Below are 14,414 nucleotides of genomic sequence, written 5' to 3'. Positions count from 1 at the left end.
CGTCGGCCTTTTGGGGCCACATGCAAGTGCGCCAGGCGATCTCAGGTGGAAAGTCACGAGGGCTTTTGCAGGGTCTCCAGTGAGCGCGCCATGTTCAGCCTGGCCTGCGGCTCAAAGCGCTGGCGGAATTCCTCGGTGTGGAAGATGTGCGGGCGGGCCAGGAAATCCTTCAGCACTGCACCCCTTCCGGCACGCCACATCGGCTCCTCCACCCAGTCATATTCGCGACGGACCGCGCGCTCATAGGCGTCGAACGCATCTGGTGCGGCACCCAGGATCGACAGGTCCATGTCAAGGAAGAGGCTGGCGTCGCGTGTGGCCGCCGCGTCGTCCAACCGGGGCAGCTGGTGCGTGGCGGTGGCGAGGATCATCGCGCTGATGCGGCTCAGCTGCCCGGCATCGGTACGGCCCGCGAGCTTTTTCTCCGCAAGGGCGGCACTTCTGGCCTCATTGTCCTTGGCCTTGCTGTCATAGATGGCATCGTGGAACCAGATCGCCGCTTCGACGGCTTCGGGATCGCCGAGCAGCCCGCGATATTCGCCGGACAGCGCCAGCATCGCTTCGATATGGACGAGGTTGTGATAATGGCGGTCTTCGGCCCGATAGAAGCCTGAGAGTTCCTGTTTCAGCGGTTCGTCGATCAAGGGCTGGTCTTTCATTTCCATCATCCGTCCAGTTAATCGATCTCAGCCCCTTCGAGTCAAAAAGCCAATCACTTCAAACCTTGCATGGGCCGACGCTCTGAGGAATGTTGCCAGTCGAGAAAAATCCAACCCAGGGAGGCTGACATGACCAATACCCCAAGCAGCGAGACTCCGAGGCCGGGGACGATCGACATGAAGCTGGAGGCAGTCATCATTGCCGTTGCGGACGCCGACTGGTCCAAGCGTTTTTATAGCGGCCTGGGCTGGCGGCTTGACGCCGACTTCGTCGTCGGCGATGCGTTTCGGGTCGTGCAGTTCACGCCACCGGGTTCGCCGTGCTCGATCCATTTCGGCAAGGGCCTGACATCGGCCGCGCCAGGCTCGGCAAAGGGGCTTTATCTCGTGGTGTCCGATATCGAGGCGGCGCATGCCGAACTCGTGGCGCGCGGCGTCGAGGCGAGCGAGGTGTTCCACCGCGCGGGCCCCGGGCAGCCGCCGATCAGCGGCCGGCATCCGGAAGGGCGTAGTTATTCCTCCTATGTCACGTTCAGCGATCCGGACGGCAACAGCTTCATACTGCAGGAAATCACCCAGCGATTGCCTGGACGCGTGGCCGCCAGCGACACGATATTCACGTCGTCGGGCGAGCTTGCCGCCGCACTGCGGCGAGCGGCGGCCGCACATGGCGAACACGAGAAACGGACCGGCGGACAGCACGATGTGAACTGGCCCGACTGGTATGCCGAATACATGGTGGCGGAACAGGCCGGCACGCCGCTGCCGACTTGAACGGCGTCTGTCACACAGCGGTGTCATCGGCGTTGCGCCAGCCTTGAGCCCGCTACCGGATCGCTCCTGCGCCTTCCCGGCAGCCAGGCGCGGAGGCGGCTTTCCGACGGCTTGGCGATCAAGGGTTCGTTTTCCATCGCGGCTTGAATTTGCGTGAACCAAAACCATTTGACGAAGCACTAAGGAAAATTGAGTTCAATCGTGCCATGATTTGGCTTATATAAGCGGCCGGATGACAGGCAAGCCAGCAGGACGCAGGACGAGACGTCGATGAACAGCATCAGCATTTCCCGCCACAGCGCGTTGCAGCCGGTCGATCCGATCTGGCGTTCGATCCGCGACGAGGCGATGGACGCGGTCAATCGGGATCCGCTCCTTGCAGCGTTCCTCTATTCGACGATCCTGAACCAGGAGAGCCTGGAAGAGGCCGTCATCCACCGGATCGCCGAGCGGCTTGCCCATCAGGATATCGGCTCCGATCTCATCCGCCAGACCTTCAAATCGATGCTGGCTGACGACAAGGACTGGCCGACGACGGTGCGCGTCGACATCCAGGCTTATTACGACCGCGACCCGGCCTGCGACCGCTTCATCATGCCGGTGCTCTATTTCAAGGGCTTTCACGCCATCCAGACCCACCGGCTGGCGCATTGGCTGTGGAACCAGGGCCGCAAGGACTTCGCGCTCTATTTGCAGAGCCGCTCGTCCTCGGTCTTCCAGACCGACATCAATCCGGCCGCCCGCATCGGCAAGGGCATCTTCATCGATCACGCCACCGGCCTCGTCGTCGGCGAGACCGCGGTCATCGAGGACGATGTATCGATCCTGCACGGCGTGACGCTGGGCGGCACCGGCAAGGCTGGTGGCGACCGCCACCCCAAAATCCGCCGTGGCGTGCTGATCGGCGCCGGCGCCAAGATTCTCGGCAACATCGAAGTCGGTCATTGCTCCAAGATCGCGGCGGGCTCGGTGGTGCTGTCGCCCGTGCCCCACAACAAGACGGTTGCCGGCGTGCCGGCCCGCGTGGTCGGCGAGACCGGTTGCGACCAGCCTTCCCGCCAGATGGATCAGCTCCTGCCGTCGCAGTCGATGGACCAGGTGGTCAGCTTCGATATCTGATTTTTCCACGCCGGCGCACTGTCCGGCGTTGTTGCGATTTTGACCGGTGGCGCTGTCGCTTCCGGTGCAATACGGCCGGCTTGCCTTTACATCGCCATTGTCGACGTGCCAGAAGCGCCCTTCAAACCAGCAAGCCCGATGATCGGAGAAGACTGTTGAAGCCGGACGAAATCAGAAAGCTGGACGCCTATTTCAAGCGCGTCTTCCAGAACCCCAAGCTTGAGGTCAAGGCACGGCCGCGTAAGGAAGATTCGGCCGAGGTCTATGTCGGCGACGAGTTCCTCGGCATCGTCTTCAAGGACGAGGATGACGGCGACTACAATTTCTCGATGGCGATCCTCGACATCGATCTGGCCTGAGCCGCAAGCCGATGGCGGCCGCGCCGAGCGCGGCCGGCCTCGGCATCTGTCGGTCAATGTCCGGGCTTCAGGATTCGCCCGGCCTCTGCAGTCATCGCCGCGTCAAGCGCCTGCCAGTCGCCAAGGAAGTCCTTGGGAAAACGGTAGGTGAGGCTGAGATCGTCGCCGACATGGATGTCCCGCTCGCAGGGCGCCAGCGATTGACCGGCACTCGGCCCGCTCAGGCAGCGGGCGACGAATGGGTCCTTGCCCCCGCGCTTGCCGACCACCAGAACCTCGTTCAGATAGCCTGATGTCTCGCTGAAACCGTAGACCGTCGTGCCGCCATGTCCCGGAATGCCGGGCTGGACGATCAGCGCACTGTAGATCGGCGCGAACCGGCCGCTCATGTCGCGTGACATCATCTGCTGCTCGAAGGACAGGAAGATGATCTTCCGGTTGGCTTCGGAATGATTGAAATCGTCGCGGGCCGCCTCGCTGTAGCCGTCCATCTCGGGGTAGCGCAGATAGAGGTCGAGACGCGAGGCAACACCGTCGCGCCGGGCCTGGTCGAAACGAATGAAATTGGCCGGCACGGAAATCACATTCTTGCCGATCACCACCTGGCGCACCGTGGTGTCGTCCGTGTATCCGGCCATGGCGATCGAATGGCCGACCCATTTGCCGCCAAGGCTGATCGCCGCCGACAGCAAGGCAAGGGCGGCGAACGCATAGAACACCCGCCTCATCAGCCTGGAATCGACCACGGTGAATTCGGCGCCGTCGGCGATCGCTGCCTGCTTCATCTCGGTCCTCATCCCAACCGCCATTCCCGGTGTCCCTTGACGGCACACATCGCGCGGCACGGCTCTTGCAGCCTTCCTGAAACGACTGTGCGATTTCATGGTAAATGGAAGGTTAAGATGGCTCAGATGGAACTCTTCCTGTTCGCTTTTGTCGTCGGGCTGACGGTCTGCGGGCTGACGGGCTCGACGATGGAGCTGGTGTCGGGCCGCAAGGTCGCCTTTGCCGAACCCTATGTGTCGACCTCGCATGTGCTGCGCTCGCTTATGGCTACAGCTGGCGCCGGGCCGTTCATGCTGGTCAACGCTGCCCTCGATGCCCGGCGCGAGAAACGTATTTCGACGATGGCGCTGCTCTCATGCGGCTGCACGGCGATTGCCTGGTCCCTGGCGCTGGGCATCGTCGTCCTCGCCATTGCCTCATGGACGATCCGTCTCCTAGGGTCCGGCATCTGAGACGATTCGGAGACCGACAATGCCGCTTTATGCGATCGACGGAACGGAGCCCAGCTTCGCGGACGCGGACACAAACTGGATCGCACCCGATGCGACGCTGATCGGCAACGTGCAGGTCGGCCGCAATGCCGGTTTCTGGTTCGGCGTCGTCATTCGTGGCGACAACGAGCCTGTCGTCATCGGCGCCGACACCAATGTGCAGGAACACACGGTCATGCATACCGATCCCGGCTTCCCGCTGACCATCGGCGAAGGCTGCACGATCGGCCACCGGGCTATGCTGCATGGCTGCACGGTCGGCGACAACAGCCTGATCGGCATGGGCGCCATCGTGCTGAACGGCGCCAGGATCGGTAAGAATTCGCTGGTCGGCGCCGGCGCGCTGGTCACCGAAGGCAAGGTGTTTCCGGACAATTCGCTGATCGTCGGCTCGCCGGCCAAGGCGATCAGGGTGCTGGACGACGCGGCCGTCGCCAGGCTGCGCGGCTCGGCCGCGCACTACGTCGCCAATGGCAAGCGCTTCAAGGCGGGGCTGAAGAAGGTCTGAGCCGGCTTGGTCAATAGCTGTTGCCGACCGTTTTAATTACGGGCCAACTCACTGTCCGTTGGAGCCACGCGCGGCCATCGCATCGCGCAACAATGACGCGCCGGCTTCAAAGCCGGCAATGTCGGCTTCCTCGGCGGCTGTCCTGTAGTCGTCGATGCGGGTTTCGAGCATCGGGTCGGCGCCCGCCGCCAAAAGCAGGCGGATCGCATCGAGACTGCGGATGACCACTGAATAATGAAGCGGCGTCCAGTCGTTCACGCCCCGCATGTCTGGATCGGCGCCAGCCTCGATCAACACCCGCACGACTTCCAGCCTGTCGGCCCTGTCGGTGGACAACGCGGCAATGATGGCCGGAAACCCACCGTGATCCCCGTAGTTCGGGTCCGAGCCCGCACCCAGCAGGGTCGAGATGAAGCTGACGGAACTCCAATAGATCGCATATTCCAGCGGATGTCCGAGGCCGAGTTCAAACGGCATGCGCTCGTCGAACCAGCCGGGCGAGCCGCCCAGGACTGCACCTAGCGCCTCGAAGTCGCCGGCCTTGAAGGCATCGTCGATCGCCTTGAACAGGCGATGGCGCTCGCATCGATCTTCCGGGATTTCCAACATCGCCGTGATCCAGAGACGAAAGCAACAGCGGATAGTGCCTCGATCTGCTGCGTGTGAAAAGGGAGGGTTTCGGATGCTCTTGGTGGCTGCGGCCCCTGGACCTCCAGCGCCTACTGCTGAGTGGATTTGTTTTTCCCCTTTTTGCCGGGCGTCGGCTTGATCCGTATCCGCATGGCTCCCCCTTTGGGAGCCTCGATTTCGAATTCGGCTGTGCTCCTCACCAGGTCACTCAGTTTGCTGAAACCATAGGTGCGAGGATCAAAATCGGAGAAGAGGTTCGAGAGCTGCTTTCCGAATGTGCCGAGCAGCACCCAACCATCTTCACTGTCCATCTGGCCGATGACTTTCTTGAGTATGGGCAGCGCGGCACTAGACGATCGAAGCGGCTTCGAAGCGGGCACGGTATCCGGGATGTTCGCCGGGCCACGCAGAAGGTTTTCGGTGTAAATGAATCGACGGCAAGCCTGCCGAAAGCTCTCAGGGGTCTTCTGCTCTCCAAACCCGAACACATCGACACCCTGTTCGCGTATGCGTGCAGCAAGTCGGGTGAAATCACTGTCGGAAGAAACCAGACAGAAACCGTCGAGACGGCCGTTATGGAGCAGGTCCATCGCGTCGATCACCAGTGTGATATCGGAAGCATTCTTCCCGGCGGTATAGGCGAACTGCTGCTGTGGAATAATTGCGTGCTTCGCCAAGATGTCTGCCCAGCCCTTGGATCGAGGGCTGGAGAAGTCGCCATATATCCGGCGCACGCTGGCCTCGCCGATCTTCGCGATCTCTTCGAACAGACCGTCGGCAATCTTGGCGGAGGTGTTGTCAGCGTCGATAAGAACCGCAAGACGTGACGATCGAGCTTCGGTGGACATAAGACCTCCTGCGGCTGATATCTTCTGGAGATATGGCGACGCGAGCACACGCCATGCCATCGAAATTGGATCAATTTTAGCGCCGCCAGAAATGGCGGAGCCGGCCCGGGGACGGGGCCGGCTCCTTTGACCCGGTCGTTGGGGACGGGGAGGGTGGGGACTCGACCGGGTTTCTCGTTGCGTCCTTAGCGGACGCTGGCGACCGCGTCCGAGCGGCCGTCGTTGATCGTTACCCAAACGCCGGAATTCTCCGTCGATTGACGTTTGAGATAGGTGTAGTCGGTGTCCGTCCAGGACAGCACCTTGGTTTCCAGATTGTCGAGAATGAACTCGCCGAGGCTGGTGCGCACGGTCAGCACGGCATGGCCGTCGCCATTCGGCTGGCGCGCAACCGTCATCAAGAGATCACCCGCCGGCACGCCCGCGTCCATCAGTTCGCGGCGCTTCTCCAGCGCGTAATCCTCGCAATCGCCATAGCCATTGTCGGGATAGGCCCAGTACTCCTCGACACCGTAGTTTTCCATGTCGGTGCGCGGCTTGATGCGCGTGTTGACCGAATTGTTGATGTTGACGATCTCCGCCCAGAGCTTGCGGCTCAGGTCGACCGGCTCGCCTTTGGGCGTCCTCTCATTGCATTCGCCAGGAATGCGCTGGCAGAATTCATAATGGCCAACAGGCTGCGTGGTACGTCCGCCGGTGTGCATATAGGCCGGTCCCGCGGCATATGCTGATCCCCAAGCGGAAAGCTGCATCGCCATTGCCATCAGCAACAGCTTGCCCCTCGTTCTTTTCATTTTCTAGTCTCCCCGTTCGAAGGAGACATTGCCACGGCTGGATTTATTTGACGCAAAAGCGCGAAGCAGACTTTAAGTAAAACGCCAGTAGAATAAACATAAAATTTGAATCATTTGAGTATTGAATTGTTTGGATTGCCGAGTTCTCCGGGCGGGATGCGTGGCCTGCGTTGAGCATTGCAGGTCACAGCCTCGGCTGACGGACGGGTGTCGATCGCTGTTGCCAGAAACAAAAAACCGGCCACGAAGGGCCGGTCCGATTGGGCGTCCTGTCCGATCGGGTCAGGCGCGCGGTGTGTTGAATTCGGAATCGAGCGTTTCGGGGCGCTGGATGACGGCGAATTCGATGGCCACGCCATCCTCGAAATGGCGAACGATCTGGCCACGCATGGTGCCGAGCATGACCTGGACGCCGATCGCCGGCTTGACGTCGATCTCGACCGCCGCACCGGACAGCGACAGGTCGATGATCCGGCACTGGTATTGGCGACCGTCGGTGAGCTGTAGCACGCTGGTCGGGTTGCGCGGCGCAACGCGCTCGTGGCGGCGGTCTTCCGGCAGGTCGAGTTCGTGCTTGTTGGCAAGCCATGTCAACTGCGCCGCAAGCTTGTCCTTCTTGCGGTCGGACGCAATCACCGTCATGGCGAAGCCATCTTGCAAGGTGCGGGTGACGACGCCTTCGATGCGGCCGATATGGTCGATATAGGCGATGATTTTTTCGCCGGGCATGCCGATGCGGTCGGTGCGAAACGCAACGTTGCCGGGCGACATGTCGACAACCTGGCAAGGGTGCTCGGTGCGGTCTTCCAGCATGAATCGCCCGTATATCTTGACCCGGACGCGCTGAAAGTTACGCCTTTCAGCTTGGGACGGCGCGTAGTCGACCGCCGCTGACCTCATGACTGCCTACACCCCGTTTGGCATTCCCGCGCGTCGATGCGAAGGACTTCATCAAAGAAGTACAACAAAGCGGGTTAACAAAGGGGAAAAACGAGCCCGCCACACCGTGCGATCATCAACTATTCCTCGCGCCCGCCGTCGAAGACGACGAGATGGCGGATGCGGCGCGCCCGGCCAAGCGCCGAGATCGTATCGGGCGCCTCGAGGTCGGCTGGAACAAGCGAGGGAACGTCGATCGCCGGACGGTTGTTGAGCAGTTCTTTCTCCGGATCGATGACACGGATCGAATCGATCATTGCGTCGGTGATCGGGTCGGCCCCCAGCCAGAACGGCTTTTCGGCGGCGCTGACGACGCCGAGGCAGCGCGGATTTTCGATGCCGCCATCAAGCGGCAAGGCAAGCAATTCGAACTTGTTGGAGCGACCGTTGCGGCTGAAACCCTCGAAGGTGATCAGCACGACGGATTTCTGGTCGAACACGCCGTGTATCAGCTTCGAGACGAGCCGCTGATCCTTCTCGCGCCACAGTGACGGGAAGGAGAACCCCTTGAGTTCGCGGCCATAGCAGGCACAGAGCCTGGTGCCGGCAAGGCGGAAAACGGGGTGCCCGCGTGTATCCTTTTCCAGGATGAACGTATCGGCCAAAAGTGACTTGATATCGGCCGGCTCGACTTCCGATCGCTTCGGAGCAGGGCGTCCGTCACGCAGGCGATTCCAGTAATGGAACAGCGTGATCGATCCGTTTTGGTTCATGGTATGCTGCTCCGCGCATTCTGTCGTCTGATGTCCCATCGGTGAACAGAAGGGCGCCCTCCGATGACTTACATGCGTTGCGGAGCAGGAAGCGTGCCAGCATCGTTAACACTTGTTCACGGGTCGGGGCCGTTAAGGTTAACAACTGGTTTACGTTGCGCCCGAGCGCGCCCCGTGGCACACCGAAACCACTCCAGAAGCGGTCGTTTCGCGACGATCGGCAGCACTTCAGTCAGAGTTTTAGGGGAGCAGGGGGCTCGACCGGCCGTTCAAGGGAAACCTTGGACGGCTTCTTTTTTGATTCGGCGCCCCGTGATTCGCGGTTAACGGCGGGCCTCATTTTTCGCTTGTCGCAGCCCCTGCGGCGGTCCGGTGATCAATGGCGCCGGGATAGCCCGACCCACGGGCGGTGGGGGCAAGCAGCAGCAACATTTGCCAATCACACGCCGCTAAAGAGAAAAATCTGCGTTCCGAGCGGTTCCGTTGCCGCTGTACCCTTTGTGAATTCGCTCCTTGAGGCGCGACGGCGGCGATCCCGCGGTCCGGAGACGTGCCTTGCCAGCGTAATTCTCTGGGGAAACCTTCATGAAGACTTCTATCCTTGGGCTGATCACGGCCGGCCTGCTCGCCAGCGCCATTCCGCTCAGTGCCGTTCACGCTGCCGGTATCGCAGGTGCTCCGGCACCCTTCGACAAGGGTGGCGTGAAAGTGGCGCTCGTCACCTTCATCTCGGCCGGCGATTTCTTTCAGGCCTATCAGGCCGGCGCGACGAAACAGGCGAAAGCGCTGGACATCGACTTGCAGATCTTTTCCGGCCGGCAGGATGCGGCCGCGCAGCGCGACCAGATCGAGCAGGCGATCAATCTCGGCGTCCAGGCCATCATCATCGACCATGGTCAGCCCGAAGCGCTGAAGGACGTCGCGCAGAAGGCGCTCGATTCCGGCATCAAGGTCGTCGCTTTCGACGTCAATCTCGACAACCCGAAGATCCCGCAGGTCGAACAGTCCGATCACGATCTTGCCAAGGCTTCGCTCGGCCAGGCGCTCAAGGACAATGGCACCTCGTTCCAGGCAGGTTATGTCTATGTCGCCGGCTTTGCGCCGCTCGACCGCCGCAACGAAATCTGGGACGAGACCAAGAAGGCCAATCCCGGCATCGTTGAGAAAGCGCGCTGGGGGACCGTCAACGACACGACCGCCGTATCGACAGCCGACCAGACCAAGGCGGCGTTCCAGGCCAATCCCGATATCAGTGTCGTCTTTGCTCCCTATGACGAGTTCGCGCGCGGCGTGAAGCTCGCCACCGACGAGCTCGGCATCTCGAACAAGGTGAAGATCTATTCGGCCGACGTGTCCACCGCCGACATTACCGAAATCACCGCGGAAGGAAGCCCGTGGGTCGCCACTGCCGCCACCAATCCGGCCGTCGTCGGCGCGGTTTCGGTGCGGGCAGCGGCCAAGCTGATCGCCGGCGAGGATCCCGGTCACAGCATCGTCGTCAAGCCGGTGCTGCTGACACAGGAAGAGTTGCGCAAGAATGGCATCAAGACAGTCGAGGATCTCGATGCCAAGCTTCCAGCCTTCGGCCAGAGCGACGCGGCGGCCGCCAGCTGGATCCCCTCTAACTGATCCTCCTTCTCCTCTCCCTCGCGGGCAAGCGAGGGAGAGGAGATATCGATTGGAGATTGGGTTAGCGCTTCTTTCCCAGGCCGAAGGTCAGCGCCAGCGCGCCAACCAGCACGACGCCCTTGACGAAATCCTGCGTGTAATAGGGCGCGTTCAGCATGGTGAGGCCGTTGAGCAGCACGCCGACGAAGATCGCGCCGACCACCGTGCCGATCACATGCGGGCGACGCTTGTCGAGCACGGCATAGCCGATCAACGCGGCTGCCACCGCATCGAGCAGCAGCGAATTGCCCGCCGAAACGTCGCCACGGCCGACGCGCGAGGCCACGATCAGCCCTCCCAGCGAAGCCAGCGTGCCTGACAATATGTAGGCCCAGAGCCGGTATCTCTTGGTCGGCGCGCCGGCAAGATGCGCGGCCGTTTCGTTGCCGCCGATGGCGTAGAAGACGCGGCCCCAGCGCGTGCGCTCCATCAGGAACCAGGCCAGCACGGCGACGATAGCCATGACGACGACAGACAGGGGGATGGTGTCGAAGAGCCGTGACCGGCCGAGGATCAGGAACGCCGGATCGTAGGCGCCGGGGACCGACGAGCCATCGGGAAGCACCATGCCGGCGGTGATCGAGCGGCCACCCGTCGGGATCAGCTGCAGGCCGGCGAGCAGGAACATGGTCGCCAGAGTGGCGAGAAGATCGGGCACGCCGACGCGGACGATCAACAGTCCGTTGACGAGGCCGATGAAGACGCCCATCAGCAAGACCAGCACCATGGTCTCAGCCGCATCCAGCTGCCAGACGACCATGGCATAGCTTGCCGCCATGACCGACGATGCGGCGATGCTGCCGACCGACAGATCGAAGCCGTCGGCCGCCATGGTGATTGACACCCCGACCCCGAGGATCGCCACCACCGAAACCGCCTGCAGGAACGAGAACAGATTGGCTGAGCGGATGAAGGCAGGCTGCACGTGCCAGAACCCGACCACCATCAGCGCCAGCAGCACGAAGAGGGCATAGCGGCGCGTTTCGCGGAAAAGCGAAGTGCGCGAGGCGGATGGCTGTGTCGTCGTCGGATAGGTCATCGGTGGTCTCCGGCCTTGTCGCTCTCGACCTTGCCGATCTGGTCGGTCAGCGAGCCATGGCCGTCTCCGGCCGCATGAAGTGAGTGGTTGCGCATGACCAGGATGCGGTCGGCAACCTCCAGCGCTTCTTCGGTGTCGCTGGTCGCGATCAGCGTGGCCGAACCGCTTTGGCTGTTGCGGATGGCAGCAATCAGATCGGCGCGCGCCCCGACGTCGACGCCTTGGAACGGCTCGTCGAGCAGCAGCAGCCGGCAAGGTGCAGCCTGCCATCGGGCGAGCACGACCTTTTGCTGGTTGCCGCCGGAAAGCTCGTCGAGCGTGTCGCCAGGGCCGCGAGCCTTGATGCCGAGCCGCGAGATCGCGTCGGACGCGACCCGGCGCTCGCGTGCGGCCCGCAGCAGGCCACTTGGAAACCAGCGTCGCAGATGCGGCAGGGCGATCGTGCCGGCGATCGAGGCGCCGGGAACCTCAGGCGGCAGCAATGATGATTGCCAGCGGTCCTCGGCGACCATGAAGACACCGCTTTCGATCGACTGTGCCGGCCCGCTCGAGAGCCACGGCTTTCCATCGAGAACGAAGCCGCCTTGCGCCAGCGTTTCGAGCCCGAAAAGCGCGCGCAGCAGCCGGCTCTTGCCCGATCCGAGCGTGCCGGTGATGGCGACGACCTCGCCGGAGCGCAGGTCAAGATCGAAAGGCTCCGCGCCGGGAACCAGCCGCGCGCCCTTGATGGAGGCAATGATCGGCGCCGTCGACGCCTTGCCGTCATGTGTGGCGGCTTCCAGTGTCCGGCCGATCATGGCCGCGACGGCGGCCGGGAAATCGATTGGCCTGGCAAAGGCGCCGACGATGCGGCCGCCGCGCATGACGACGGCACGGTCGGCGATGGCCGCAAGGTCGCCAAGCCGGTGCGAGATGTAGAGGATTGCCATGCCGCCGGCGCGCAGCCGGTGGATGATGGCGAACAGCCGCTCGGCTTCCGTGGTCGACAGGCTCGACGTCGGCTCGTCGAGGATGAGCACCGAGGCCTTGGCCGCGACGGCGCGGGCGAGGGCGATCAACTGGCGTTCCGCCGGCCGCAGATCGATGAAATCGCGATCGAGCGGCAGATCGAGGTCGATCAGTGCTGCGACCGCGCGCGCCCGCCGGCGGATCGATGCCGTCGAGACGAGGAAACGCCCCGTGCGGCCGCAAAGCTCGTCAAGCAGGAGGTTTTCGGCAACCGTCAATCCCGCCGCACCAGCCTGGTCGGTTGCCTGATGCACCGTCGCGATGCCGGCGGCCTTGGCGGCGCTGGGCGAGGCGAAGGTGACCGTGTTGCCGCCCAGCGTGATCGTGCCGGCGTCGGGCGTGTATGAGCCCGAAAGGATCTTCACCAAAGTCGACTTGCCGGCGCCATTGGCGCCCATCAGCGCCACGATCTCACCGGGCGCGACGGCAAGATCGGCGCCGGCGAGCGCGCGTGTCGGCCCGAAGGATTTCTCGATGCCGGAGACGGAGACGGCGATGGCTGAGGGTGCTGGGGGCAAGATGCGTGAGCTTCGGGTTATGGCATTGCGCTTGGGGCGGCGAGTTATGGCCGTCTTTGTCACCCGTTATGGCGCCGCATTCTAGGGAGGGGGCCTGGCGCTTCCGAGAACGCTCGTTGCAAGTTTCTCAGATCCCGGAGCATTTCCGCTTCGTTTCCTTTCGATTCGTAGCAAATGAGGGTGATCCCGCCCGGGCGTCGGCTGTTTCGAGAAACAGAATTGTTCCAAGTCCGGCATCCTTGCTCTAAAGCTCGCGCATCGAATCCCTGGACCAGACGCGCATGAGTGAACCGGTAAGCCCTTCGGAAATCGAATCCACCGAACCGACGCTGGAGTCCCGGCGCGAGCCGGTGTTCAATCTGCCGCCGATCATCCTGGCGGTGATCGGCATTTGCGCGGCCGTCTTCCTGGTTGAAAACTATCTGCTTACGCCAGCGCAGGATAACGCATTCGTTTCAAACTTCGCTTTCACACCCGCTGGCTACTCCGGCGAAAACCCTCCAACCGTCTATCTGCTGTTTCAACCCTTCACTTACGCGTTCATGCATGGCAGCTGGCCGCATCTGCTGATCAACATGGTGTCGCTGGCGGCCTTCGGGTCGCCGCTTGCCAATCGCTTCGGTGCGCTTCGCTTCGCGCTGTTTTTCGCGGTGACCGGAGTGGCTTCGGTAGTGCTCTTCTGGGCAATTCATCCTTCTGGCGAAGTGCCCTTGGTTGGCGCTTCCGGCGCGATATCAGGCATGATGGGGGCCGCGGTGCGTTTCGGTTTCCGCACTGACCGCTCGGCCGGGAAGGCGGCCTTCGCCGGCCCCGTGCTGCCGATCGCGATTGTGCTGCGCTCGCGTGGCATCATGACCTTTGTCGCTGCATGGATGGCGATCAACCTCGCCACCGGTCTGTTCGGCTTCGCCTTCGGTCTTGACGGCCAGATCGCCTGGGAGGCCCATATTGGCGGCTTCGTCGCGGCCTTCTTCGGCCTGCGCTGGTTCGATCGGCGATGGCAGCCGTCCGAGTGGGAAACCACCGACCACCGCACTTGAAATGCAACCGATCACGGCGCACGATGTTCACTCTTATTTGAAAGCCGGTCAGGGCAGGAACCGGCAGGCAAAAGCAGAGGAGGACGCCATGACGGTTAAGGCAATTCTGGAAAGAAAAGGCCACGACGTGTTGACGCTTGGGCCGAACGAAAAGCTCAGCGAAGCCATCCGCATCCTGGCCGAACACAAGATCGGTGCGCTGGTCATCACCAACGGTGATCGCAAGATCGTCGGCATCCTGTCGGAACGCGACATCGTGCGGGTTGTCGCCAAGGAAGGCGGTGCCGCGCTCGATATCGCCGTGCGGTCGGCGATGACGCCGAAGGTGAAGATCTGCAATGAGAACCACACCGTCAACGAGGTGATGGAGATCATGACCAGGGGCCGCTTCCGCCATCTGCCGGTGGAAAAGGACGGCCTGCTCGACGGCATCGTCTCCATCGGCGACGTGGTCAAGCGCCGTATCGAGGATGTCGAGCGCGAGGCCGACGAGATCAGGGCCTACATCGCCACCGCCTGAG

The 14,414-nt window shown here is 62.3% G+C and carries 17 protein-coding genes; 8 read left to right on the top strand and 9 right to left on the bottom strand.

Features of this window, described 5'->3' with window-relative positions; all coding sequences use genetic code 11:
- Positions 1-53 precede the first annotated feature (53 nt).
- Positions 54-659, bottom strand: coding sequence for an HD domain-containing protein (locus AC56QX_RS25165; protein ID WP_497111209.1), 606 nt, complete (start codon positions 657-659; stop codon positions 54-56).
- Between the two features lie 129 nt (positions 660-788).
- Here AC56QX_RS25165 and AC56QX_RS25160 point away from each other — a divergent pair, with 129 nt between their 5' ends.
- From AC56QX_RS25160 to AC56QX_RS25150, 3 genes are all read left to right on the top strand, one after another.
- Positions 789-1,433, top strand: coding sequence for a VOC family protein (locus tag AC56QX_RS25160; protein ID WP_497111208.1), 645 nt, complete (start codon positions 789-791; stop codon positions 1,431-1,433).
- Between the two features lie 270 nt (positions 1,434-1,703).
- Positions 1,704-2,552 carry a serine O-acetyltransferase gene (gene cysE / locus AC56QX_RS25155; RefSeq protein WP_172229279.1) on the top strand — a complete coding sequence of 283 codons (849 nt, stop codon included), beginning with the start codon at positions 1,704-1,706 and terminating at the stop codon, positions 2,550-2,552.
- 155 nt (positions 2,553-2,707) lie between these two features.
- Positions 2,708-2,911 (top strand): DUF3126 family protein, encoded by a 204-nt coding sequence (locus tag AC56QX_RS25150; protein ID WP_006200852.1) that lies wholly within the window; start codon positions 2,708-2,710, stop codon positions 2,909-2,911.
- Positions 2,912-2,964: 53 nt separating this feature from the next.
- Here AC56QX_RS25150 and AC56QX_RS25145 read toward each other — a convergent pair whose 3' ends face one another.
- Positions 2,965-3,696 carry a hypothetical protein gene (locus tag AC56QX_RS25145; protein WP_497111206.1) on the bottom strand — a complete coding sequence of 244 codons (732 nt, stop codon included), beginning with the start codon at positions 3,694-3,696 and terminating at the stop codon, positions 2,965-2,967.
- A gap of 117 nt (positions 3,697-3,813) precedes the next feature.
- Between AC56QX_RS25145 and AC56QX_RS25140 the strand changes: the two genes are divergently transcribed.
- The gene (locus AC56QX_RS25140) at positions 3,814-4,149 is read left to right on the top strand and encodes a DUF6949 family protein (protein ID WP_497111204.1); all 336 of its coding nucleotides are present in this window, start codon (positions 3,814-3,816) and stop codon (positions 4,147-4,149) included.
- A gap of 19 nt (positions 4,150-4,168) precedes the next feature.
- Entirely contained in the window at positions 4,169-4,696 is a 528-nt protein-coding gene (locus AC56QX_RS25135) for a gamma carbonic anhydrase family protein (protein ID WP_497111203.1), read from the top strand.
- Between the two features lie 48 nt (positions 4,697-4,744).
- Here AC56QX_RS25135 and AC56QX_RS25130 read toward each other — a convergent pair whose 3' ends face one another.
- The 5 genes from AC56QX_RS25130 to AC56QX_RS25110 all read right to left on the bottom strand — a co-directional run bounded on the left by AC56QX_RS25130 (position 4,745) and on the right by AC56QX_RS25110 (position 8,620).
- Complete coding sequence (locus AC56QX_RS25130; protein ID WP_497111201.1) at positions 4,745-5,305, bottom strand: ankyrin repeat domain-containing protein; 561 nt, start codon at positions 5,303-5,305, stop codon at positions 4,745-4,747.
- A gap of 110 nt (positions 5,306-5,415) precedes the next feature.
- A complete protein-coding gene (locus AC56QX_RS25125) occupies positions 5,416-6,174 on the bottom strand; it encodes an NYN domain-containing protein (protein WP_497111200.1) in 759 nt (252 codons plus the stop codon).
- Between the two features lie 185 nt (positions 6,175-6,359).
- Positions 6,360-6,968: a transglutaminase-like cysteine peptidase gene (locus tag AC56QX_RS25120; protein WP_497111199.1), complete on the bottom strand. Its 609-nt coding sequence runs from the start codon at positions 6,966-6,968 to the stop codon at positions 6,360-6,362.
- 282 nt (positions 6,969-7,250) lie between these two features.
- A complete protein-coding gene (locus AC56QX_RS25115) occupies positions 7,251-7,868 on the bottom strand; it encodes a PilZ domain-containing protein (RefSeq protein WP_497111198.1) in 618 nt (205 codons plus the stop codon).
- Positions 7,869-7,987: 119 nt separating this feature from the next.
- Positions 7,988-8,620 carry a PAS domain-containing protein gene (locus AC56QX_RS25110; RefSeq protein WP_475451003.1) on the bottom strand — a complete coding sequence of 211 codons (633 nt, stop codon included), beginning with the start codon at positions 8,618-8,620 and terminating at the stop codon, positions 7,988-7,990.
- A gap of 597 nt (positions 8,621-9,217) precedes the next feature.
- Between AC56QX_RS25110 and AC56QX_RS25105 the strand changes: the two genes are divergently transcribed.
- Positions 9,218-10,249: a substrate-binding domain-containing protein gene (locus tag AC56QX_RS25105; protein WP_497117880.1), complete on the top strand. Its 1,032-nt coding sequence runs from the start codon at positions 9,218-9,220 to the stop codon at positions 10,247-10,249.
- A gap of 61 nt (positions 10,250-10,310) precedes the next feature.
- On the opposite strand, the gene AC56QX_RS25100 is transcribed toward AC56QX_RS25105, so the two are convergent.
- Together AC56QX_RS25100 and AC56QX_RS25095 are read right to left on the bottom strand one after the other, a co-directional pair.
- Complete coding sequence (locus tag AC56QX_RS25100) at positions 10,311-11,327, bottom strand: ABC transporter permease (protein ID WP_497111196.1); 1,017 nt, start codon at positions 11,325-11,327, stop codon at positions 10,311-10,313.
- The gene (locus AC56QX_RS25095; protein WP_497111195.1) at positions 11,324-12,853 is read right to left on the bottom strand and encodes a sugar ABC transporter ATP-binding protein; all 1,530 of its coding nucleotides are present in this window, start codon (positions 12,851-12,853) and stop codon (positions 11,324-11,326) included. The genes AC56QX_RS25100 and AC56QX_RS25095 overlap by 4 nt, the downstream gene beginning before the upstream one ends.
- A gap of 281 nt (positions 12,854-13,134) precedes the next feature.
- Between AC56QX_RS25095 and AC56QX_RS25090 the strand changes: the two genes are divergently transcribed.
- Together AC56QX_RS25090 and AC56QX_RS25085 are read left to right on the top strand one after the other, a co-directional pair.
- Positions 13,135-13,893, top strand: a complete 759-nt coding sequence (locus AC56QX_RS25090) for a rhomboid family intramembrane serine protease (protein ID WP_497111193.1) — start codon at positions 13,135-13,137, stop codon at positions 13,891-13,893.
- An 88-nt stretch (positions 13,894-13,981) separates the two neighbouring features.
- The gene (locus tag AC56QX_RS25085) at positions 13,982-14,413 is read left to right on the top strand and encodes a CBS domain-containing protein (RefSeq protein ID WP_027051720.1); all 432 of its coding nucleotides are present in this window, start codon (positions 13,982-13,984) and stop codon (positions 14,411-14,413) included.
- The last annotated feature ends 1 nt before the right edge of the window (position 14,414 follow it).

This window comes from Mesorhizobium sp. RCAM 06353, from assembly GCF_059683585.1.
This window is presented reverse-complemented; position numbering and strand designations above follow the sequence as displayed.

Bases quoted from the DNA above. Each gene is read 5' to 3' on its own strand.
- AC56QX_RS25165 (WP_497111209.1), bottom strand. From the start codon at position 659: ATGAAAGACCAGCCCTTGATCGACGAACCGCTGAAACAGGAACTCTCA.
- AC56QX_RS25160 (WP_497111208.1), top strand. From the start codon at position 789: ATGACCAATACCCCAAGCAGCGAGACTCCGAGGCCGGGGACGATCGAC.
- cysE (WP_172229279.1), top strand. From the start codon at position 1,704: ATGAACAGCATCAGCATTTCCCGCCACAGCGCGTTGCAGCCGGTCGAT.
- AC56QX_RS25145 (WP_497111206.1), bottom strand. From the start codon at position 3,696: ATGAAGCAGGCAGCGATCGCCGACGGCGCCGAATTCACCGTGGTCGAT.
- AC56QX_RS25140 (WP_497111204.1), top strand. From the start codon at position 3,814: ATGGCTCAGATGGAACTCTTCCTGTTCGCTTTTGTCGTCGGGCTGACG.
- AC56QX_RS25135 (WP_497111203.1), top strand. From the start codon at position 4,169: ATGCCGCTTTATGCGATCGACGGAACGGAGCCCAGCTTCGCGGACGCG.
- AC56QX_RS25130 (WP_497111201.1), bottom strand. From the start codon at position 5,305: ATGTTGGAAATCCCGGAAGATCGATGCGAGCGCCATCGCCTGTTCAAG.
- AC56QX_RS25125 (WP_497111200.1), bottom strand. From the start codon at position 6,174: ATGTCCACCGAAGCTCGATCGTCACGTCTTGCGGTTCTTATCGACGCT.
- AC56QX_RS25120 (WP_497111199.1), bottom strand. From the start codon at position 6,968: ATGAAAAGAACGAGGGGCAAGCTGTTGCTGATGGCAATGGCGATGCAG.
- AC56QX_RS25115 (WP_497111198.1), bottom strand. From the start codon at position 7,868: ATGAGGTCAGCGGCGGTCGACTACGCGCCGTCCCAAGCTGAAAGGCGT.
- AC56QX_RS25110 (WP_475451003.1), bottom strand. From the start codon at position 8,620: ATGAACCAAAACGGATCGATCACGCTGTTCCATTACTGGAATCGCCTG.
- AC56QX_RS25100 (WP_497111196.1), bottom strand. From the start codon at position 11,327: ATGACCTATCCGACGACGACACAGCCATCCGCCTCGCGCACTTCGCTT.
- AC56QX_RS25090 (WP_497111193.1), top strand. From the start codon at position 13,135: ATGAGTGAACCGGTAAGCCCTTCGGAAATCGAATCCACCGAACCGACG.
- AC56QX_RS25085 (WP_027051720.1), top strand. From the start codon at position 13,982: ATGACGGTTAAGGCAATTCTGGAAAGAAAAGGCCACGACGTGTTGACG.